Origin of the sequence: Streptomyces sp. NBC_01244, assembly GCF_035987325.1 — a bacterium.
Classification (GTDB): domain Bacteria; phylum Actinomycetota; class Actinomycetes; order Streptomycetales; family Streptomycetaceae; genus Streptomyces.
The window spans coordinates 7,039,416-7,060,616 of record NZ_CP108488.1 but is presented as its reverse complement, the minus strand read 5'-3'; the positions used below and the strand labels follow the sequence as shown (position 1 = coordinate 7,060,616).

Annotated in this window: 13 protein-coding genes and 2 pseudogenes; 8 read left to right on the top strand and 7 right to left on the bottom strand. The window is 66.0% G+C overall.

Annotated elements, in window-relative coordinates:
* The first annotated feature begins 41 nt into the window (after window positions 1-41).
* Window positions 42-1,376 (top strand): DUF317 domain-containing protein, encoded by a 1,335-nt coding sequence (locus tag OG247_RS31645; protein ID WP_327255368.1) that lies wholly within the window; start codon window positions 42-44, stop codon window positions 1,374-1,376.
* 203 nt (window positions 1,377-1,579) lie between these two features.
* Window positions 1,580-2,392 (top strand): class I SAM-dependent methyltransferase, encoded by an 813-nt coding sequence (locus OG247_RS31640; protein WP_327255367.1) that lies wholly within the window; start codon window positions 1,580-1,582, stop codon window positions 2,390-2,392.
* 315 nt (window positions 2,393-2,707) lie between these two features.
* On the opposite strand, the gene OG247_RS31635 is transcribed toward OG247_RS31640, so the two are convergent.
* Both OG247_RS31635 and OG247_RS31630 read right to left on the bottom strand, forming a co-directional pair.
* Window positions 2,708-3,595 carry a DUF5655 domain-containing protein gene (locus tag OG247_RS31635; RefSeq protein WP_327255366.1) on the bottom strand — a complete coding sequence of 296 codons (888 nt, stop codon included), beginning with the start codon at window positions 3,593-3,595 and terminating at the stop codon, window positions 2,708-2,710.
* A gap of 438 nt (window positions 3,596-4,033) precedes the next feature.
* On the bottom strand, window positions 4,034-4,489 hold the full coding sequence (locus OG247_RS31630) for an RICIN domain-containing protein (RefSeq protein ID WP_327257712.1): 456 nt from the start codon (window positions 4,487-4,489) through the stop codon (window positions 4,034-4,036).
* A 714-nt stretch (window positions 4,490-5,203) separates the two neighbouring features.
* Here OG247_RS31630 and OG247_RS31625 point away from each other — a divergent pair.
* From OG247_RS31625 to OG247_RS31610, 4 genes are all read left to right on the top strand, one after another.
* Window positions 5,204-5,857, top strand: a complete 654-nt coding sequence (locus tag OG247_RS31625; RefSeq protein WP_327255365.1) for a hypothetical protein — start codon at window positions 5,204-5,206, stop codon at window positions 5,855-5,857.
* A gap of 186 nt (window positions 5,858-6,043) precedes the next feature.
* On the top strand, window positions 6,044-7,666 hold the full coding sequence (locus OG247_RS31620) for a peptidoglycan-binding domain-containing protein (RefSeq protein WP_327255364.1): 1,623 nt from the start codon (window positions 6,044-6,046) through the stop codon (window positions 7,664-7,666).
* Window positions 7,667-7,671: 5 nt separating this feature from the next.
* A complete protein-coding gene (locus tag OG247_RS31615; RefSeq protein WP_327257711.1) occupies window positions 7,672-8,439 on the top strand; it encodes an ABC transporter ATP-binding protein in 768 nt (255 codons plus the stop codon).
* Entirely contained in the window at window positions 8,436-9,689 is a 1,254-nt protein-coding gene (locus OG247_RS31610; RefSeq protein ID WP_327255363.1) for an ABC transporter permease, read from the top strand. Before OG247_RS31615 ends, OG247_RS31610 begins: the two co-directional genes overlap by 4 nt.
* A gap of 153 nt (window positions 9,690-9,842) precedes the next feature.
* Here the strand turns inward: OG247_RS31610 and OG247_RS31605 are convergent.
* Window positions 9,843-10,525: pseudogene (locus OG247_RS31605) on the bottom strand (transposase family protein).
* Between the two features lie 94 nt (window positions 10,526-10,619).
* Here OG247_RS31605 and OG247_RS31600 point away from each other — a divergent pair.
* The gene (locus OG247_RS31600; protein ID WP_327255362.1) at window positions 10,620-10,874 is read left to right on the top strand and encodes a barstar family protein; all 255 of its coding nucleotides are present in this window, start codon (window positions 10,620-10,622) and stop codon (window positions 10,872-10,874) included.
* A gap of 426 nt (window positions 10,875-11,300) precedes the next feature.
* On the opposite strand, the gene OG247_RS31595 is transcribed toward OG247_RS31600, so the two are convergent.
* The 4 genes and pseudogenes from OG247_RS31595 to OG247_RS31580 form a co-directional block, all read right to left on the bottom strand.
* Window positions 11,301-11,702, bottom strand: coding sequence for a hypothetical protein (locus OG247_RS31595; RefSeq protein WP_327255361.1), 402 nt, complete (start codon window positions 11,700-11,702; stop codon window positions 11,301-11,303).
* A 135-nt stretch (window positions 11,703-11,837) separates the two neighbouring features.
* On the bottom strand, window positions 11,838-15,905 hold the full coding sequence (locus OG247_RS31590) for an SGNH/GDSL hydrolase family protein (protein WP_327255360.1): 4,068 nt from the start codon (window positions 15,903-15,905) through the stop codon (window positions 11,838-11,840).
* Window positions 15,906-16,933: 1,028 nt separating this feature from the next.
* A complete protein-coding gene (locus OG247_RS31585) occupies window positions 16,934-17,338 on the bottom strand; it encodes a hypothetical protein (RefSeq protein ID WP_327255359.1) in 405 nt (134 codons plus the stop codon).
* A 739-nt stretch (window positions 17,339-18,077) separates the two neighbouring features.
* Window positions 18,078-19,565, bottom strand: a pseudogene (locus OG247_RS31580) (NF041680 family putative transposase).
* Between the two features lie 744 nt (window positions 19,566-20,309).
* Between OG247_RS31580 and OG247_RS31575 the strand changes: the two are divergent.
* Window positions 20,310-21,137, top strand: a complete 828-nt coding sequence (locus OG247_RS31575) for a hypothetical protein (RefSeq protein ID WP_327255358.1) — start codon at window positions 20,310-20,312, stop codon at window positions 21,135-21,137.
* Window positions 21,138-21,201: the final 64 nt, after the last annotated feature.

Below are 21,201 nucleotides of genomic sequence, written 5' to 3'. Positions count from 1 at the left end.
CGGCCGGCCACACGGCCGGCCGGACCCGAGAACCGAGCCCCATGCCCCAGACCGATCCCGCAGCCCCTCGTGTCCGCCTGGCTCTTCATCCCGGACACGGCAGCGCCGTCGTAGCCACCCTCACCGACAGCGGCCCAGGCCGCGACCTTTCTCACGAGTTGCTTGCCCTCCACCACTTCCGCCGGGTCGACGACCGGACAGCCGTCCTGGCACGCATCGACCATGACGAGCCCCACTACGCCAACCAGGCTGCCCTGGTGCTCCGGGAGAAGGGCGCCAGCGTAGAGATCGACGCCGCCCTCCAGACGGAGATCGACACCAAGTGGACCTACGGCAATCACCCGATGCCCCATCTCGACCGGGACGAGATCCGAGAGGTGAGCGCGGAGGCGCAGCGGATCCACGACGACATCCGCTCCGGAAACCTGATCATCCATCTCCACGCACACGACGGGTGGACCACCGTCGCCGTCGGCACCTACCAGGGCGGTAAGAGCGTCCATCTCCACGGTGAGGACTATCTGCGCCAGGAGACTGCGGACTACGAATCCGAAGCGGAGGCAGTAGCGGACTTCCAGCGGCAGTACACCGTCGCCGTACGCCCCGGACCCGCCCCGCTCACCGCCACGGAACGCGCAGCCGCCAAGGCCCTCACCACCCTAACCCCAACCGCCGAACAGCCTTCTGAGAAGGCCGCGCCCGCCCCGGAAGCCGTTGCCCCAGCGGCAGCCACCCCGCAGGAGCACGAAGCACTCCTGGAGTCCTTCCTCGCTGCCAACGGCGAGTGGGAGAAGTACAGGACCTGGATGGATGTCACCATCGCCAACCACGAGAGCCTGACCCTCCGGGCCGAATTCGACCACGAGGCCCGACACAGCAGCGACGTCGCGTGGACGATCGCCGCGTACGAGAGCCCCGTCGGCGAGCGGCTCTGGCATGCAACCGCCAGCCCGACCACGCCCACCCTGCTGGTGCGCGCCCTCCTGGAGAGCCTGACCGTCAACGACCCTTGGAACCAAACCCCTACCCAGGACCTCGCGGAGGCCGGGTGGTCACAGACCACGTCCACCCAGCAGGTCTACTGGCAGGCCCCCGACGGCAGCGCCAGGTTCGAGCACGACCCCTACGCCGCCAAGTACCCGCACAACGGCCTGCCGGCGTGGACAGCCTCCGGAGGCACCGACCTCAACCACCCGACCTGGGCCATCCACCTCTCGTCAGCAACTCCCCCCGACATCCTCGGCGCTCTCGCGTTCGAACTGGCTTCCGCCAGCACTCGGCCAGCCGCCACGCCACCACCTGCCCGCCCTCAGGCCTTGCTGCCGACACCCGCAGTGCCGACCGCTCCGGTGCGCACAGCCCATCGGAGACGGTAAGAGCCGCCTGGCTGTGTCCCGAGCTCTCCTGGACATCGGCCAGCGGCCGATCAGCCCACCTTCCGACGCCGTTGTCGCCGGACACCTCCGAGTTGTTGGGGCCCAGGTGCTTCCCTGGGGGTCTGCCGAAATTCGCAGTGATCACTCCGTCGTGTCCCATACCCTGCCGGACACCAGCAGCCCCTCATGACGAGGACTCACCGATGACGAGCAACCACGCCGTACGCCCAGAGATCATCGACTTCTACACCCGCTCCGACGAGGCCGCGCGGCTACACACGACCGCCACGGGGACTCTGGAACTCGCACGAACCCGCGAGTTACTCCGCCGCCACCTCCCACCCGCTCCGGCCCGCGTGCTTGACGTTGGTGGTGGCCCCGGAACACACGCCCGCTGGCTCGTCGAAGACGGCTACACCGTGCACGTCGTGGACCCTGTACCCAAGCACGTCGACCAGGCCGCCTCCCTCGACGGAGTGACAGCCGAACTGGGCGACGCCCGCCACCTCACCGCCGCAGCCGGCACGTACGACGTAGTACTGCTCCTCGGCCCCCTCTACCACCTTCACGACAAGGCCGACCGGCTCTCCGCACTGACCGAAGCAGCCCGCGTGGTCCGGCCGGGAGGCCTCGTCGCCGCAGCCACGATCTCCCGCTACTCCCCGCTCCTGGACTACATGGCCACCACCGGCATCACCGAGCCCGCCATCCAGGACGGAGTGCGCGACACCCTCGACCAGGGCCGCTATGCCGGCCAGCGCGGCTTCACCGTCGCCTACTTCCAGACCTCGGCCGAGCTCCGCGCCGAGGTCACCGAGGCCGGACTCACCGACCCCACCATCTACGGAATCGAAGGACCCGGCTGGGTCGCGGTCAAGGCCATCGAGAAGTACACCGACACCAACCTCTTGGGCACGGCGATGTACGACGCAGCCCTCGCCGCGGCCCGCCTCGCGGAACCGCACCCTGCGCTCACCGACGCCTCTGCCCACGTTCTGGCCGTCAGCCGAGGCTGACCGGTCTACGGTTCCTCGTGGTCGAGGTTGGGCGCGGATCAGAACGACCGCCATCGGCCCGAGGCCGCCGGACTGTGCGCCGTTCAGGCCATGGTTCACACGCGCTACGTTCAATGACACAACGACTGCTTAGCCCTGGGGCTGGCGTCCCTCGGCGAATATCACGCCATGCAGGAATTCGGAAATCCCGAATTCTCCGCATCATTGAAGGACACCGCCACCCGTCCTGACCATCTCCACGCAAGGAGGCCGCCTACGACTCCAAGCACCAGTACATCCCCAAGCCGTCGCGACGGGACACGCTCGACCGCGATCTCAGGCAGCCTCGTAGCTCATCCGGAGCAGCGGCTCAGCGCGACGCAGATCGCCCTCCGTCCGAAGACGGACCTCGACATCACCAGTGCCGTGATGGCCTATCTGGCTGACGTCTCGAGTGAATCCCCCAACGAGGTCTACGTCCTTGGGGTCCAGACGAAGGGTGACCACGACCTCCTGCTGGTGGGCGTGACTGACGCACGCGAAGTTCCGCAGCCGCCGGTAGGCGCGGTACTGCTTGCGGTCGACGCTGCTCACATCCTCTCCCAGCCCCTGCAGCAGTTCATCGAGCGTGCTCCGCAGCCCGGCTGTGGGGTCCTCACGCATGCTTGCTGACGCGACCGGCTGCCGACGCCCCCGTTCGCGGCGCTCCTGAGCCCCGGCCGTCCCTTTGGCCACCGGTTCGAGGGCGAGAAGCCCTGACCCGAAGTAGCTGTAACGGACGAGGTCGATGGTGCGACGGATCTCGCGCACGGCGTGAAGGTCGTAACGGGAGTAGTCCTCAGCGACGCAGATCAACCGGGGGCTACTCCACAGCACCTGGGAAGCGACTTCCGCCCCGAGCCGCTCGCGGACCAACTGTTGGAACTCGGCCCGGTGGTCGGCTAGCCACGCCAGGTAGAACAACCCCTGGGTTATGACGCCGGCGTCGCGGCCCCGCTTGTATTCGACCACGACCGGCGAGCCGTTCTCGTCCAGACCCAGCGAGTCAATCCGGCCGCGATGAACCGGTCCGGTGCTGTACTCGCTGGCCAGGAATCGGACCCCCAGCATGGCCTCCATGTTGGCCTCGACCACGTCCTGCAGGTGACGCTCCACTTCCGCTGGCCGTGCAGCGATCTCCACCGCGCTCCCCGCGGCCACGTCGAACAGCCTCAGCCCCGACACCCCCCATAGCTCGTCCTCCGCAGGCCTCAACGGCGAGGGAGCCCGAATTGTTTCCGTCGGAGGCGTCGGGGTTGTGAGGATTCGGTGAGAGTGGAATCGGCCTAGCAACAGCCGGGCGCTTCCCCGGCCGCACCCGTGGCGCCTGGTTGGAACGGTGAAGCAGGGATCGCGCTACGAGCTATTTCAGCCCCCGTGCTCGCCCACTGGGCAGAGCAGGCGCCTGACAGGCACCCACTCCACCCAGTGGGGGCGTTCTTCGGCCCCTCCACGAGGGTCTTGATGATCACCCGCTCGACATCCGCGCCGGTGATCTTCGATGGCACACCGGGGCCGAGGCTCGTCCTGCATGCCTCCCAAGCCCCGGCCAATGAGCCGTCGCCGCCAGGCCCCGAACCGTCTCGGCACCGATCCCGAGACGGCGCGACACCTCCGTGATCACTAGCTCCAGCGCTGGTAGTTCCCACCGTTGCAGCCGAGGGTGTACACGTTGCCCGAGCCGTTGCTGTCCAGGCAGCGTGCGGTCGCCTTGTTCTTCAGGTACCAGCCCTTGGAGTCCTTGAGTTCGTACCAGCGCTGGTAGCTCCCGCTGTTACGCGACAGCTGGTATACGGCGCCGCTCGCATTGCTATCGAGGGCCCAGCCGTAGGTGCGGTTCACTTCGTTCCAGGTCACTCCGTCATCGGTTCGGATGTCGAGCCACACGGAGTCGTTGCCCCCACAGCTTCCCGTCGTCACGGTCTCGCTCCCAGGGTGAAGAAGGCATCTGCCTGTAGCCACATTCTTCCAAGTGACTTCACCGACTTCAGCCGCTGAAGCGGACCCAGAACCTCCGATTATGAGAATCGAAACGGCCGCCACTGCGCTGGCAGCCGACGCTATTCGCTTTGCAATCATCTGAGGGTACCCCCGTGCGTGATGGATCGATTCGAATTTCACATGAAGAAGCTTTGGAGCACCTCGGGAATTTATCATGCATCACCCATCCCGGGTAGATCATTTTGCCGTGGACAGGCGCCTGCCAGCTGCACACACCTCTCCCACGAGCCCTTGCGGAAATATCCGATTCGCCCACGAAAGGGTTAAATTCAACCATTTATCAATCTTGGAGATCCAGAGACAAACTCCATCAGGTATGGGCTTTTTAAGCTCATCTCTGCCGATTTTTGCCGAAGTTGTGCGTATGGGCAGCATGGAGAACTCGTCGAACTGGCGCGCCCGATGTGTTAGTCAGCGCGGCCGGTGACCACCTAACCCCACAGCGTTCAAGATCACAGTGCTACCCTCTGCACTCGGTGTAGAAATTGCGTTGATCGCCACTGAAAGGCTCCAATAATGAGGGCGAAGTCCCGCCGTTACGCCATCCCCCTCCTTGTCGCCTCCCTCGCAGTGGCTGGCTGCGGGACAAGCAAAGAGGACAAAGTCGAGGAGCCGTCCGTCCCCGCTGGTGTTATCGGAGTTCCGGGAGATCCGTCGAAGCCAATCAGCTTCGATATCGGGGGTGCCACCTTTCGTCCAGGTGGGTCCCTCACGATGCCACTGGATGCATACGTCCCTCGCGTAGACCGGGTCCAGCTGTACCGTGCACTCGATATTTTGGACCGGGAGTGCATGAAGGAGCAGGGCGTGGACTGGTCGGGTCAGGCGCGAGAGCGAGGTATGGATTTCCCGATCGAAGCCGAGTACGGCGTGATCGACCTAGAATGGGCAAAGCTGCACGGGTACGAGGTCCCACCCGCCCGGGATTCCCTTGATCAGGCGAATGCTGCACCACCGGCCGAGCTTTCCAGCGCTGCGGTTGCCGCATACTTCGGCAACCCACAGAAGAAGGAAATGGGATGCGAAGGTAAAAGCCAGAAGAAACTCTCCTCGGGGAAATCGGAAGCGGCCTATCAGTACCTTCGCGATCTCCAGGACGAAGCCCACAGCAAGGCGATCAACGATAGCCGTGTACGCACGGTGACTTCTCAGTGGAGTAAATGCATGAAGGACTCAGGATTCTCATATCCTGACCCTATAGCTCCGGCCACCGACAAAACCCTTCTGGGTAAGGGAGGTGTACCTTCCTCCACCAAAGAGAAGAATGTGGCCGTAGCAGATGCCACATGTAAGCGCCGCACTCAGTACGTGCAGGTCAGAGCGGTGGTTGGAGCCGCCTATCAGAAGGGCCTCATCGAGAGCAACGCCGAAAAGCTCCGCGAAGGACAGGCGGAGTGGAGTCAGGCACTCGCAAGGGCAAACGATGTCCTGCGAGGCAAGATGTAGGTATCCGAGGGGGCCCTACAGCCTTCCCTGATTCCCGCGGCAATACCGGCCTCGGGTTCGCCGAATGCCAGCTCGCGCCGGCAGGTCAACAACTCCTCCCCCCCATAACCGCCGCCACCAGGGCGCACTGACGGGCAAACAGGCAACCCGATGCGGAAACCAACTCGATGCAGTGAGAGGATCCTGATGGCGCCTGACGATGCTACCGACGCAACTCGGCATCCGGTGGACAATCAGCAGCCCGGGCTGATTCCCGTGCCGGCGGTCGCCCAACTCGACCCACCCGCATCGGGGATCATCCGACGCCGCAAAGTGCTCGGCTCCGTCGTGGTCGCCGCTGCCCTGTTCTCCATAGCCGGTGTCGGTGTGGGTTCGGTCATCAAGTCTCCGGCGCAAGCCGCTGCGGACAAGGCGGCGCCCCCTCCTTCGGTGCTTTCCGCGGTCCTGGAGAAAAGGGTATTGAAGGACACGGTGACGATCAGGGGGATGGTCTCCGCGGACCAGTCGGTGCAGGTGAACGGGGCGCCAGCGGGACTGGCCGATGGCGGGAAGCCCGTGGTGACCAAGGTAAATGTGAAGCCCGGGGAGACCGTTGCCGCCGGCAAGGTGCTGGTGGAGACCTCTGGGCGTCCTGTGTTCGCGCTCGAAGGCACTCTGCCGGTGTACCGGGACCTGAAGCCTGGAGCGACCGGACAGGACGTGGCTCAGCTGCAGAAGGCATTGGCCGCTCTGGGTCACAATTCGGGCGCGGACAGCAGGGGGATGTTCGGGGCCGGGACGAAGGCTGCAGTGCAGGCCCTATACACCGCGATCGGCTATGACGTCGTTCCTGCCAGCCCCCAGGGCAAAGAGCAGCTGGAGGGCGCGCAGACCGCGGTGACGCAGGCCGAACGGGCGTCCATCTCGGCGAAGGAAGCCTGGGAAGCGGCGAAGAAGGGGGCGGCCGACCGGGCCGCTGGCTCCGGCGGCGGCACCGCAGAGGGGTTCGGCACCGGGTCAGAGGCCGGCAAGTCCCCCGGCCCGGAGGCTGGTTCGGCCACGGGTGGCGGCGCTTCCGGAGGTGGTGTCGATCCGGTGAAGGAAGCCAGGCGGACGATGGAGTACGCGGCGGAGGACTTGGCGAAGGCAAGGACCAAGCTGATCGAAGTACGAGCGGTGGCCGGGCCGATGGTTCCCGCCGGCGAAGTGGTCTTCCTCAAGGGGTTCCCGGCGAGGGTCGATGCGGTGACCGCGACCGTGGGGGCCACGGTAGGGGAGAAACTACTCACGGTCTCCGCGGGGGATCTGGTGGTGAAGGGCACGCTGGCCCAACACGAGAAGGGCCTGGTCCGGCCGGGCCAGAAGGTCCAGATCCTGTCCGAGCTGAGCGGCGTGACGGCGACCGGCACGGTGTCCTCGGTGGCGGACACCCCGGCCCTGCCACAGGGGCAGAGCGGCCCGCAGGATGGCACACAAGGTGGTGCGTCCAGCGGCTCCACTCAGGGGTATCCGATGCTCGTGAAGCCCGACGGGAAACTGGACGTCGCATTGGCGGGTCAGGATGTCCGGGTGACGGTCGAGGCGGCGGCTTCCTCCGGACCGGTCCTCTCGGCACCGGTCTCGGCGATATCGGCAGGGGCCGATAACCGCATGTCGGTAACAGTGCTGGCCGACGACGGCACGCGGCGCCGGGTGGAGGTGACTCCGGGGATGTCGGCCGATGGATTCGTGGAGATCACGGCGGCCGCTGGGGGGCAGTTGACCGAGGGTGAGAAGGTCCTGGTCGGCGTAGGTCCTGCCCTCGGCACGAGTGCGGGGTCTAGCCGGTGACCTCCATGTTCGAAGCTGGCGCCGCGGACGCGCCGTTTGGCGCCCGTCCCGCGGACCGCGTCGCGGTTGGCACCGGTGAAGGTACGGCCAGGCCGGTCATCCTTTTGGAGCGGGTGGGACTGACGTACCCGGGGCCACCGCCGGTTGCCGCACTCAAAGACTGCGACCTGACCTTGGCCCGTGGCGAGTACGCCACCGTGGTCGGCCCGTCCGGTTCCGGAAAGTCGACGTTCTTGAATGTGGTGGGGATGATCGACGCGCCCACCACGGGCCGCTACCTGCTCGATGGAGTCGACACCGGGGCATTGCGGGACGCGGACCGCACCGCCCTGCGCGGGCAGCGAATCGGGTTCGTCTTTCAGGCGTTCCATCTGCTGCCGCACCGCTCTGCGCTCGAGAACGTGATGCTGGCGATGGTCTACAACGGCACCGCCCGCAAGGACCGGCGCGGTCGTGCCCTTGAGGCCTTGGTCCGCGTGGGCCTGGGGCATCGCATCGATGCCCTGCCCACCCGGCTGTCCGGCGGAGAGAGACAGCGGGTCGCGATCGCCCGCGCGCTGGTGGCTTCGCCGTCCCTGCTGCTGTGCGATGAGCCGACGGGAAATCTCGACACCGATACCGCGGGCTCGATCCTGGAACTCCTGGACGAGCTGCATGCGGACGGGATGACCATCCTCGTCATCACCCATGATCCGCAGGTCGCGCAGCGGGGGCAGCGGACCATATCCGTTCGCGATGGTGTGCTGAGCGAGATGGTGCAGGTGGACACATGAGATCAAAGCCCCGCCGCAACCGCGAGATATCTCCGTCCACTTTCACTCTCGCCGACCTGCTGTCCGAATCCCTCGCCGGGGTGTTGCAGCGCCCGGCCCGCTCGGCGCTGACCGCTCTGGGCACGATCCTTGGCGTCGGTACGTTCGTGGCCATTCTCGGACTGACCGCCACCACGTCCTCGCAGATCGACGCCAGGTTCAATGAGCTGACTGCCACCGAGGTCACCGTCGAGGACACCGGAGGAGCGGGCGGCCCCACCAAGGGCATCACCATCCCCAACGCCTTTCCCCCGGATGCCGACGCCCGTGTCGGCGCCCTCAACGGGGTCAAGGCCGCGGGGGTGTACTGGACTGTCCCGCTGGGCGGGGCCACGGTCCGCTCCGCACCCTTGGGTGTCGACGCTCCTGCCCAACAGTTGGATGTAGTGGCCGCTTCCCCCGGCGTTCTGGAGGCTGCGGGACCCCAGCTGAAAGCCGGCCGTACCTTCGACCGCTTCGCCGGTGACCGTGGTGAACAGGTCGCCATCATCGGCTCCGGTATGGCGTCCCGCCTCGGCATCACCACCCTGGAGACCAACCCCGCCATCTTCATCGCGGGACAGCCCTTCACCGTCATCGGCATCATCGAGGATGTCGACCGCAAGGCCGACCTCCTCCTCTCCGTGGTCATCCCATCCAAAGCGGCGGAGAAGATCTGGGGAGGCCCCGGCCCTTCCAACCGCGCCAGCATGCTCATCTCCACCGACTTGGGCGCAGCCACCCAGGTCGCCGGCGAAGCCGCCCTGGCGCTCCGCCCCGACCACCCGGAATACCTCAAGGTCATCCCTCCCCCCGACCCCAAAGCACTGCGCGGCAACGTCACCTCCGACCTCAACCAGCTGTTCCTGCTACTGGCCACCATCTGTCTGGTCATCGGAGGGGTTGGTATCGCCAACACCACCTTGGTCGCCGTCTTGGAGCGCACCGGCGAGATCGGCCTGCGCCGTGCCTTGGGCGCGAGGAGTCGGCACATCACCGTCCAGTTCCTCGCCGAATCCGGCGCCCTGGGAACCCTCGGCGGCCTGGTCGGAACCTCCTTGGGGACCATGACCGTCGTGGGTGTCGCCATCGCCCGGGACTGGACCCCGGTCATCCACCTTGGAACGATCGCCTCGGCCCCGGCGATCGGCCTGCTCACCGGTCTTTTCGCCGGCCTCTACCCGGCCTGGCGCGCTGCCAGCATCCAGCCGGCTGAAGCCCTCCGTCGTTGACCCCTCCCCGTCAGGGGCTGTCGATCGAACAGGAACAGATGCTCACACCGCATCCGGCGCGGGCTCGGGCTGTGTGCCAGCGTGAGCAAGGACCAGTCCTGCAGGTCGCCGAGGTCGGCGTCGTCGTGGCGCAGCCACTGAGCCGTTCCAACCTCATGTTGAGGCGTGGTGAAGGACAAGGACGGCCTTCGCGATTGGTGATCCGGTTGGTGCTGCCGCGGAGCTTCAGCAGGAGGCGCCAGCCCTTCAGGACAGCCATGGCCTGCTCGCCGACGCACTGGATCTTGGCGTGGCTGCTGTTGTGTAGTCGCTTCCAGCGCTTGAGCCGTCGGCCGCAGAAGAGGACTCGGATATGCCGGCCTGCGCCTTGGTATGCCTTGTCCGCCCAGAATTTGAGTCGCACGGCGGCGAGCGCGTCGGTTATCCCGTGGCTCGGGCGGCCGTCAGGTCGTGGGGTGGCTCGGGCAGGGCTGGGGATGCCCAGAGCAGTCGGCCGAGCGGGTCGGTGAGGACCTGCACGCTCATGCCGTGCCGCTTGTGCTTGCCCAAGTAGTAGGGGGTGTCGGCGGCGATCCGGTCGATCGGCAGCAGGGTGCCGTCCAGAATCACGAATGCCTTCGTCCGGGCCGTCTCCATCGCCTCACCAGGGTCGGTGCGCGAGCGGCCAAGACTTCGATGGCCTCGCGTATGTACCGGTAGACGGTCGCGATGCCGATTCCGAACCCGGCGGCAAGTTGGGCGTAGGTGTCGCCACACGCTATGTGCATCCCTTGGCCCCGAACAGGCCGACGCTGCCGGCAGGTTAAGCGGAGGTCGGCCTTGTTCGATGTGACCAAGCCTGCGACGCCTGGGTCGTCTTCGGGCCTCGCGAGGCGGTGAACTCAAAGAGCAGACGCCGGCCCTGCGTGCCGCGGTGGCCGGGTGTACGAGGTGCACGCTCCCGACCTGACGGACGGGGCGAGCGTGTGTGACGCCTTCGCCCGGGCGGCCGGAGTTCCCACCGGCTACTTCGGCTGGAACTGGGATGCCCTGGTCGACAGCCTCGACGACCTCCACGATGCCGTCACGGGCGGGGTGGGGCTCCTCATGGTCGTCCACGGAGCCGATGCGCTCCTCGGGGCGGATCACCTCAAGGTGTTCGTGACGATGCTCTGCCTGGCGGCGGCCGCGCGAACAGCGAGATGAATCCGGACAACAACGTCAGGGACGAGCCCGTGGTGATCGAGCACTTCGTCTTCCTGCTCCACGATGTCCGGGCCGAGGATTTCGCCTCGGGATCGAAGATCCCGACGTCGTCGTCCGTGTGGAGGGTGAGTTCCTCACTGAGGCCCTGGACCTCGACATCTGGCGGCCCAAGGCGGTTGGGCGCCCGAAGGTCTCCTGACCCCGGCCGTGCGGGCCCCGGTAGACCCTTAGGCCGAGGGCCCAGCACTTGGGCCGCCGACATGTCTGTGCTCACGCCGGCTACCAGCCTCACCATGAGGTTGGAAAGGGCTCATGTGCAATTCCTCGGACCCACCCCATGTACTCACTCCTCCAATCCGTTCACGAACACTCCCGTCAGGTTCAGATGATCACCGGTCCTCGGGCCAGACAGAGATCCACGGCCACTTACAGGAAGTCCCCCGGAAGGCCGACGACCACGAAGGACGCCAACATCAGCACGCCGGTGGCCACTAGACCGGCGCTCCGCCACGCGGGGACCGTGCAGACGGCGACGAGCGCCGGGACGAACGCCAGCGCGGTCAGAGTTACGACGGAGGGCTGCGGGACGTCATGCCCCAGGAAGGGGAGGAGGGCGAACGCGTACATCTGGAGCGCCAGGCATGCCGGCACTGTCGCCTTCAGCGGTCGCACGCCCAGCAGGCCCAGCGTGATCGCGAACGTGAGCACGGCCAGGAACGCCCACACCCCGATGCCGATGAACGGGTAGGCGGTGAAGCAGATTGACGTGCTTTCCTCACAGGCGCGGGCATCGGCGGTGTCGGCCCACTGCCACAGAGCCAGCCCCATCCACCCGGTGACAGCACCTGTTAAGGCGCTGCCAAGAACGCTGTATGCCTTAGTCATGGGGAGTAGCCTTCCAGGGAACAAGGCAGGGGGCCTGAGTACGGATACTCAGGCCCCCCTCAGGCTGTTACTTCACGTCTACTTCACGTCGTTCCTCAGCGTGTCCTGCAGGGAGTTCGCATACAGCCGGGCACCTGCGGTCTTTGGGTGGAAGGACTGCGCCGAGGGCGGGACACCACCCACATCGCCAGGCGTTTTGTCGTTGACGATGCCATGGATCGTCTCGGGGTTGCCGCAGATCGCATGGCCGTAGAAGGGTTTCGTGGGGTCGGAGAACCAAGCCTTCACATTGCCGCTCGCCTTGGCGTCCGCGACCGCGTTCTTCATCTCTTTGACCAGCAGAGCGCCGATCTCGTTGAGCCAGGGGGTCTCCGCCGTACCGATGCCCGGGACGCAGCCTCCGGTGCCCGACAGGAGGGGTGGGTATCCCATCAGCACGATCTTGGCGTTGGGTGCGCGCTTGGCGATCTCCAAGAGCGTGGTGTGGATCGAGGATCGCACCGGGCCCTTGATCAGCCTCGGTTCGGTGACCTTGAGCGGCTCCGACATACCGCTGAGCTTTGCGTCCTGGCAGGGAACGAGGCCGGCCGCGAAGACGCACTCCTTGAGGACGTCCCCAAACCGTGCGTCGTTGCCGCCGATGGACACGGTCACCAGGCTGGTGTTCTGGTCGAGGTATCCCTTGTCGAGCTGGGGGAGCTCGCCGTAGGAGAGGTTTCCCTTCTGCCCGTCGGCGTTGGTCGGCCCCGTCGCGCTGTTGGAGAGGATGTTCTCCGTCTGAGCGCCGGAGCAGGCGATCAGGTGGTAGTCCATTCTGGCGTCGGCGGCATCGGACATCGCGCCGATCGACTTGGTGTACCCGGGCAGGGTGGCCTGACGGGACCAGGCGTTCTTGGACCGGTGGCAGGCGTTGCGCAGCTTTTTGTCCGTGCCGAAGAGGTCAGTTTCCTTGTAGTAGTCGCCGCCGCCCGACACGGAGGCGCCTTCACCGGAGGAGTACGAGTCACCCATGGCGACCACGAAGTTCGCCGGCTTGGCCGCGAGGGGCTGGAAGCCCACGGCGTCCCAGGCGATGTCCTCGGTTCCGTCACCGCCACGGGCGTTGGTGTCGAGGGTGACCTGCGGGGTGCCGGTGAAGTAGAAGACACCGAGGTCGGCCCACTTGTTGGCCAGCACGCGCTGCGGCTGGACACGGACGGGGCTCGTGGAGTTGGTGCCCTTGACCTGGTAGGCAGCCTGACGCGTGTGGGCGCCGTGGTCCGGGATGTGGGTCCAGACGCGCATCCATCCTCGGTTGGGCTTGTTCAGCGTCCAGGTGCCGGACACGAACAGCCGGCTGCCGTCAGCAGTGGCCTTGTCTCGGGTGTGGGCGAACCAGAAGTGGTTGCGGAATCCGGCACCGATCTGGTGCGTGTCGATCTTGGACGGATACACGCCGTTGGTACCCGCGAAGGCAAACCGGAAGGAACCGGCCGAATCCGTGCTCGCACAGTTGCGCGGGGAACCGCCTGCCGGGCTGACGCCGGCTGGTAGGTCGTCGATCACGAAAGTACCCTCGGGCAGGCCGATGGTGCAGCGCGGTGGGTAGGAGCTCTCGTCCGGCTGCTCCGGGTAGGTGGTGTCGAACCGGTGGACCGCGTTGCCGCACTCGGCGTTCTTGCAGTCCTTCCACTTCGCGGCGCTGTGGAACCAGCACTTCAGGTAGAGCGGGTTCGTGGTGTCCGGGTCGCCCGGCAGCAGGCAGGCACCCTGGCCGGTCTTGTTCGAGTCGGTGTTACTGATCTTGGACTTGTCGCAGTTGTTGGAAGCGTTGCAAAACAGCCCGATCGGAGGCATCACCCGCGTGCGGTCCGGATTGGTGGTCCACCATGCCGCACGGTAGCCGGGGGCGAAGGTGCCCGGCTTGGCCATCGCGGAGATCGGGCGGGCGGCCCAACCAATCACCTTCTCCTGGTACGGCCAGTGCTGGGGGTTTGCCGCGTGGTAGTACGCGTCACCCCCGCTCGCGTCCTCCAGGAACGGTGTGCGGTTGGCCTTCCACAGCGGGTTGGCCGGGTTGTTGGTCCAGCCCACGCCCCACTTGCCGCCGTTCTGGGACGCCGTCGAGGCCGCGTAGTAGCCGGCATTGTAAGCCCAGAGGGCGTACGTCCAGTTCTCGATGTATTTGGGGTGACCGTCGTTGATGACCATCCCATCGCGCCGGGTGGAGTTCCACTTCTCGATGAGGATGTTCACACCCGCCGCGATGTTCGCCGCATAGTCGAGGGCGATGGCCTCCTGCTGGACAGTCGTCTTCGGAGCCTCGCCCTTCTTCTCGCGCCCGTGGACGCGCATCCCGTCGGTGACCTGCGTGATGCCGTAACCACAGTCCGCATCCGCCCAGTTGATGGCCCACGGATCCTGCTGCTGGCCATTGGAGGCGACCTTGTGCCCGTAGAAGTTGCCGATGAGGGAGTTGGCCGTGACGCCGGGCACCGCGTAGCGGGTGGCCTGCCACATGTTCGACTCCTGCGCGGTGATGCCAAGCATCACCTGCGAGGGGACGTGCCATTCGTCGGCGCGGTCCGGCGCGCCGTTCGGGTCGCCGCCCAGCGTCGTGAGCGGGAACAGGGTCTGCGGCGCGTACGCGGCCATGCCCGTGTTCTTCCAGTTCGACGGACGCGTGGCGCCCTTGTTCAGCTGGCCGATGACGGTCTGGTTGACCGCCCACTCGACCTGCCGCGGCGTGGGCTGGAAGGCCTGCTTGCGGGGGGAGTTGCGCGGCACCGAGCAGTAACGGTCCGCGTCTACCGTGTCGTTGCCTGGAGCGGCGGCGATCACATCGGCAACGCCCTGCGCAACGATGGACTCCTGCGGAGCCGGGGTGGCGCCGAACTTCAGAGCAGGGGAGGTGTCCTGACCGTCCTTGACGGCCTTCTCGCCGCCAATGGGGTCGGCGAGTGGGACAGCGTCGAGCTCGACGGTCTTGCCCGTGTCCAGAACCCTGAGCTCGGTGCGGGCGGTACGGGCGCTCAGCGCGTCCTCGGGCCGGACACGGGAGTCATTCCCGTCAGCCCAGCGGGTCGTGACGGCGGCCTTGCCGTCCGAGGAGACCGTGGCCTCTTTGGCGATGCCACCAGGATTCTTCAACGCACTCGGTAACCGGCCGAGGCTGACCGCCTTGCCGGTCACGTACACCGTCCCGGAGGACGTGCGGGCCAGGTCGAAGGCCTCCAGCCTGCCGACCGCCACCTGGGCGCCAGCGGCCTTGCCGTCGGACTTCCTGATGTCGTCCGCCGTGATCCGGTTGACGGAGCCCGTCGCGTCGGAGGCGGCGGCGATGACAGCGTTCTCGGCCACGGGCTTCTTGCCGGCCTCAACGCGGTCGATGTACGTCACGCCGCCGTCGGAGTCGGCCGACAGTTGGAATGGGACGGCCGACGTCCGCTTAATGGACTTCACCTTGTTGTCGGCTGCGACCCTGATCAAACTCGGGCCCTGCGCTGCGACGATCTCGCCGTTCACGGGGATGGCCGAGGTGACCTGACCGGGCACCGTCAGCACGTTGGATTTTGCCGTCGGTGCGTCCACGGTGACGAGTCGCGTCTCGTTCTTCGGAGCCGTCTCGTCGGCGAACTGCGAGAAGACGGCTTGGTCTCCGGTGCCGCAGCCCGGGGAGAAGTAGCCGAGGCTGGACTGCAGGGGCAGCTTCGTCACGCGGCCGGTCTTCAGGTCAACGATCGCGGTGAACGCGCCGCGCGCCATCAGCTCGGGCTTGTTGGTGAACGTACGCGGTGCGTACGCGACGGCCGCGTGCGTACCCGACTGGGTCAGACAAGCGTTGCCGATCCAGGTGTCGGTGTCGAAACCGGGCTCGGACAGCGTGGCGGCGGTGCGCCATCTATAGCCGTCCTTATGGTCGGCGAGCAGCAGGTGGAAGCCAGTGCCGTCGCCGGACGTGGTCCACACACGGTCCTTGGAACCGCGGTAGTCCTTGCCGAGCGTGGCAGTCCGCTCCTCCTCGGGAACGGCTTCGGGCTTGGCGCCCGGCGCCCCCGGGGAGGGGCTGCTCCAGCCGTCCGCGGGCTTCGGGGCTGGCGGCGGGGCCGCGACGGCCGGCGTGGTGGCCACACCCGCAGCCAACGACAGGGTGATGGCAGCGGTCACGGGTATCCGTGCCCGCCGCAGAGTCATTCGGTTCAATCTTCGCTCTCTCATGGAAGGAGAGGGAAGGACCCGACGTGGAGTACCCGACCGGTACTTGGTGATGACATGTGCCGGAAATTCACAGGTCACCGAATCCCCACCGTGCGACTAGGACGGCGGGGGTGTCACGAAGGGATCATTCCCGCGGGAAGGACTTCGGCTCGACCTCACGATCCGCGTTGACCACGTTGTCGCAGGCTCCTACGCCATGCTCGACTGCGGGGCGCGACCGCGACCGGTCGTCAGTTGCACGGGCGAGCGTCAACCTTGCGGTCAATGAGCGCCGTGGTGGAGGTCTTCGTGTTCTTCATAACCGCAATGGCCGTTGCGCGCAGTAGGTGGAAACCTGCATGCGAACCGGGCCGGCATACTGAGTGAAGCTGCCCTCATCCGTGACACACGTGGGTGAGACCTTGTAGTCGCACACCTTCAACTTCAAGTACTTGGCAGTGCTCAGGTGGTTGTCGAAGATGGCACAAACGCCCTCTCCGTTCGTCTGGTTGTGGTCGATGAAGACCAGCCGGTGCTTCGCGCCGGCACCGAGGGCCCGCTTCCGCGGCCTGGACTCCAGTCCTTCCTGATGCCATTCGCGCCATAACGGGCCTATCTCGGCAATGAGTTCGGCGATCGCATCGGCTGAGAGCCCTGCGATCCTCAGGTCGCTGATGATCGCTGCACGTTCCCCACCACACGAACATGATCAGGGATCACGAGCCAGCGTCGCACCGACACCATGCACGAGCTCATTAGGGGACGCCGGACGAACAGAGACAGAGGCAGCCCGGCCCGCCTGACGGCACACCAGTCACCGGACACGCCAGAGCCGCAGGTGAGATCGTTCATTCACCTGAGGCTCACAGAGGGGCGGGTGGTCCTCCAACCCCATGGAACCGAATCCGGTTGCGTCGCCCGAATCTCTCCCCTGCCTGAAGAACTCATTTCCAAGCGGCGCGGGGAATCCGAATGGCGCAACCGATCCGGTCACAGTACTAGCTCATGATCGGCGACCCATTGAGCTGCCACGTGACGGCTCCCTTGGTGTCACCAGCGATGTCATAGACGATGGTTGCATCCCCAGACCATCGGGTCTGGCCGTCAAGCGCCAGGGCCCCAGTGGCGCACTGGAAGACCGTAGGCAGGCTGACGGGCCGGCTGTTGATGTCGATGGTGAAATCGCACGTCTTGCTCAGTATTACGTGATCAGCGCCACTCTCATCACGACTCTCCAGGCGGGTGGTTATCTTGAACGAATTAAAACGCTTACTGGTCATGTCGGACTGACCATCATTGAGGAATTCCCACCCCACCGTGGCCTTACCGCGGACCTTGTTATCCGGAACCACCTCGGCACATACCGAAGAATCCAAGCTGGCCTCGGGGACGATGCCGAACATGGAGAAGGCCGTTCCGTTCGCCGTGCAGGTCTGCGCAGCACTTGCCGACTGCGAGACAGTGACAACCCCCGCGAAAACTACCAGAGCGGAACAAATGGTAGAGACTCGAACGATTCCCTTATTCACGATGAACTCTCTTTTCTGCTATGGATTTCCGCAACGAACGCGAGGAAATCACGGGGAGATGTGAAACATCGCTGGAATCCGCACCAGCGATACGGGTTAGCTGGATCGTAAGATGCTCAGCGAGTGATGCCGTAAGTGATTCCATGATTGATGAGGACTTCACTTTCGAATGGCGACCACCGCAGTCGCATCGTCAGATCACAGATATCTGAACATAAGCCACCAGACTGGCTCCCCCGAACGAAACCGCCGGCACTTCACGCGATCGTTCACCGGGCTGACGCAGACTAAAACTCTGACGGTCGTAGATCAAAGGGTTTCCAGCCCGCGGACCGTTCCCGGACCGCCTATGGCTGACAGTCGCCCTACGCCAGCAGCGCACTTGCCACCCCAATAGTGAGCCCACGCAGGGACTTCAGGCGTGATCGACCAATTAGAAGTGCAACCTCCGGATAAACCAGTTGGCCTGGACTCGCCTCATCACCCCGCTACGCAGTCAGGGCTGGCTCACCTCCAGCCTCGCCGGCGGCGATGGCGAGGTTGCGCATGGGCGTCCAACCGGCTCGCGGACCTCCTTGTGGGACTCGCCGTGTTCTTCTTAGCTTTTCTTTATCTACCAAGATCTTCCAGGCTTGCCGATGGCCTTGAGGTTCTCGGGGCGTTTGACGGTTTTGCCGACGTCGTAGCGGGTGGCGGGCCGCCGGTTCTTCGAGCCGAGGGGTCGTCCCGGGCCGGTTCCAGTTGGTTGAGGAACACGGGCCGGGCAGAGCAGGTGGGCGCGGATGTTCCTGAACCCGCGGCGGACCCGGGCCGGGGTGAGGCGTTCGGGCTTGGCTGGCTTCTCCCAGGGCCGGCGGAGATCGGTGGCCAGCGGCCGGGCGAGGCGGAGCTGGGTGTGGGCGACGACCAGGAGCCAGGTCCAGCGGTCTGCTGCCTCGGGTGTGCGGACTTTCGGGGTGGTCCAGCCGAGCGTCTGTTTCCCGAAACGGAACGTGTGCTCCAGATCGAATCTCCTTAGGAACACCTGCCAGCACAGGTTCACGTCCGCGGGGGCGGCGCCGGTCTTCGAGGACCACAACCACACTGGCGGGGCGTCTCGTTCCTTCGAGAGGTGCTCGACTTTCAATCGGACCAGGGTGCCTTCGACGATGGGGAGTTCGCCGTCGTGGTCCAGCCAGGCCGAGCGGTGGGTCAGTCTCGGGTGGACCCGGTCCCACGCCTGGGCCTCGGCCTTTCCGTAGTTCACCGTGTCGGTGGCCGTGGTGATCGCCGGTTAGGGCCAGGTCTCGGGCTTGGCGAAGCGGAACTCCGGCCCGTGCTTGGGCGGCCGGCCATTGATGCCGTGCATTCTCGGTGGTTTCGGCAGACGCATCACCCGGTCGCTGCGGATCCGCCCGACCAGCTCGACGGGGAGATCGCGCAGCACCCAGGCCAGGCGGGTGACGTCGTAGCCGGCGTCCATGACGATCGTGATGTCCGGGTCTCCGGGCGTCCACTGGCCGGCTGCGATGAGCCGTTCGGCCACGGCCCTGAGCTGGGCTGCGGTGACTGCGGTCGCGTCGTCCTCGGGCCCGAGCCGGACCACGTCCAGGATTCCGGTCCACGACGTGGCGCCGGGCTCCAGGACGGCGACGAAGGAGTACGGCCAGCCCGGGATGAACTGCGACGCGGACTTCGCTCGGCCGTAAACATGGCAGAACAGCCGGTCCGCCGAGCACGGCACGTCCGACCGCAGCCACGGCGACACATCGACCGCCAGCACCAGACGACCACCGTCGAAGCGCGGCAGGGGCATGTCGGCCAGCAAGGACCGCAACCTGTCGACGTCGATCCGGCCATGGTTGAGGGCTCCGTACAACGCTCCGTGCCCACGACGGTGCTCAGGCACCAGCGTCAGGTCCACCGGCGAGACCACCGGCCCGTCGACGCACAACACCGCGTCCGTCAGCTCGAACAGTTCGTCACGCCGAGCGGTCAGACACTCATAGAACTCACCCCGGAAGCGTGACGCTTCCGCGAACGCTTCCCTCCGAACAGCATCAGGCAGCAGACTCACTTCACGGCCTTCGTCGTGGTCACGTGCACCTTGGTCGGAGCACATGATCAGACGAAGGCCGCTCCCACGTCCGGCGAATTCCCAGGTGAGCGACTCAGTTCGAGACACCGTTCGAGGCCGGAAGAAAAAGAACAAGCTTAGACGTCGTTTCTTATGGCTGCGGTGCGGAGTGGGCGGTTTCAGGGAAGCCCAGTTCATCCAGCAGCGCGTCGAACAGTTCTTCCACGAAGGTCTCCCGTGCGCGCAGGCCGGCTCCGGCGTGTCGGGGGCCGGCCGTGGGACGGGAACGACCGCGGGGGTTCCCGCGAGCTCGGCTCGGTTGTCCTTGAACGTGCGGCCCTCCCAGCCCTTGCACTCCTGACAGCCGCGTCTGCCGGGGAGGGTTTCCGGGCAGAGTCGTACATGGGGTTACGAGGTGCGTAACAACTCGTAACCCCAAGGGCCTGCCTCACGCTCCGTAATGATCAGGCGTTGTCCAAGGCCGTCAATTTCGGCAGCTGTCATTCCTAACCGAGCAGGTCAAGCACCTCCTCCACGGATCAACGCTCGCGCGAGTTCCACGACCACGACTGCCGCAGCGGCGCGTGTCTTCCGAGTCGGTATGGATCGGAATGTCCAACCGCCCGCAGAGCGGCGCCGAGGAGGTGGCCGCGGCGGCCCTGTTCCTGGCCTCGCGGGAGAGCGTCTTCATCACCGGGATCGAGCTCTTCGTGGACGGGCCAGGTCTGACCTTGACGAGCGGGTTCGTGTGGCTGAAAGTAACCGTACTGATCGACTGGGGCGGGAACCATGACACACGACGACTACGCCGTACGCTGCGAGGAGCTCTTCGCGGTGGGCGGCTTCACCAAGGTTCGGACCCTGGCCGAATCCGGCCTGGCCGAGCTCGGCCCCGATCCGGTGCTCTACCGGTGGCTCGGACTCGCGCACGCCGCGGAGGACGAGGACGACCACGACGCGGAGGCGGAGGCGGCCTACACGGCGGGGCTCGCACGGTGGCCCGACGACCTCGGACTGCTCGTCTCGTACCTGGAGCTCTGCCTGCGGGCCGACAACTGGACGCATCCGCGGCGCGGCGGCAAGGTGGGTCCGCTCAAGGAGCGGATCGCCGAGCTGGCGCCACCCGGGTCGCCCGAAGCGGCCCGTGTGGAGGACGCGCTGAGCTGGGCCGGGCGGGGCTACTGGCAGGACCTGCGGGAGAAGACGTCCACCGCGCGGGCCGAGCGGGCGGCTCTGACCTCCCACAGCGCCGATGTCGCCATCGCACTGGAGCAGGGCGGCCGGGCGCCCGCCCATCCCGAGGACCTGCGGACAGCCGAGGTGACGGCCGCGATGGAACTGCTGGCCGGCCGCTGGCGGGCACCGCTCCGGCTCGTGATCCGTCACCGGGTGGCCTCGTACGTCGTCACGTTCGGGCTGGTCCTGGCCACCAACAAGGCGCTGGTGCTGAGCGGGGTGCTGTCCTACAGCGTATGGGGCTGGCTCTGGTACCTCCCCCTCCTCCTGGCCGACGTGAAGCTCAGGCAGGCCCGGCGGCTGGCCCGGCAGAGGGTGATCGCGGCGACGGAAGCACGGCACACCGAGCCCACCGCCCCCTCGGCCGCCCCCGCGGGCTAAGACGTCGTTCCTTTTGGCCTTAGCGGGTGCTGATGACCGGGCCAGATGGGTGTCAGCGTGGTGT

Coding starts and splice junctions, on each gene's coding strand:
- OG247_RS31645 (WP_327255368.1), top strand. CDS start 42: ATGCCCCAGACCGATCCCGCAGCCCCTCGTGTCCGCCTGGCTCTTCAT.
- OG247_RS31640 (WP_327255367.1), top strand. CDS start 1,580: ATGACGAGCAACCACGCCGTACGCCCAGAGATCATCGACTTCTACACC.
- OG247_RS31630 (WP_327257712.1), bottom strand. CDS start 4,489: ATGATTGCAAAGCGAATAGCGTCGGCTGCCAGCGCAGTGGCGGCCGTT.
- OG247_RS31625 (WP_327255365.1), top strand. CDS start 5,204: ATGAAGGAGCAGGGCGTGGACTGGTCGGGTCAGGCGCGAGAGCGAGGT.
- OG247_RS31620 (WP_327255364.1), top strand. CDS start 6,044: ATGGCGCCTGACGATGCTACCGACGCAACTCGGCATCCGGTGGACAAT.
- OG247_RS31615 (WP_327257711.1), top strand. CDS start 7,672: ATGTTCGAAGCTGGCGCCGCGGACGCGCCGTTTGGCGCCCGTCCCGCG.
- OG247_RS31610 (WP_327255363.1), top strand. CDS start 8,436: ATGAGATCAAAGCCCCGCCGCAACCGCGAGATATCTCCGTCCACTTTC.
- OG247_RS31595 (WP_327255361.1), bottom strand. CDS start 11,702: ATGGGGCTGGCTCTGTGGCAGTGGGCCGACACCGCCGATGCCCGCGCC.
- OG247_RS31585 (WP_327255359.1), bottom strand. CDS start 17,338: ATGTTCGGCATCGTCCCCGAGGCCAGCTTGGATTCTTCGGTATGTGCC.
- OG247_RS31575 (WP_327255358.1), top strand. CDS start 20,310: ATGACACACGACGACTACGCCGTACGCTGCGAGGAGCTCTTCGCGGTG.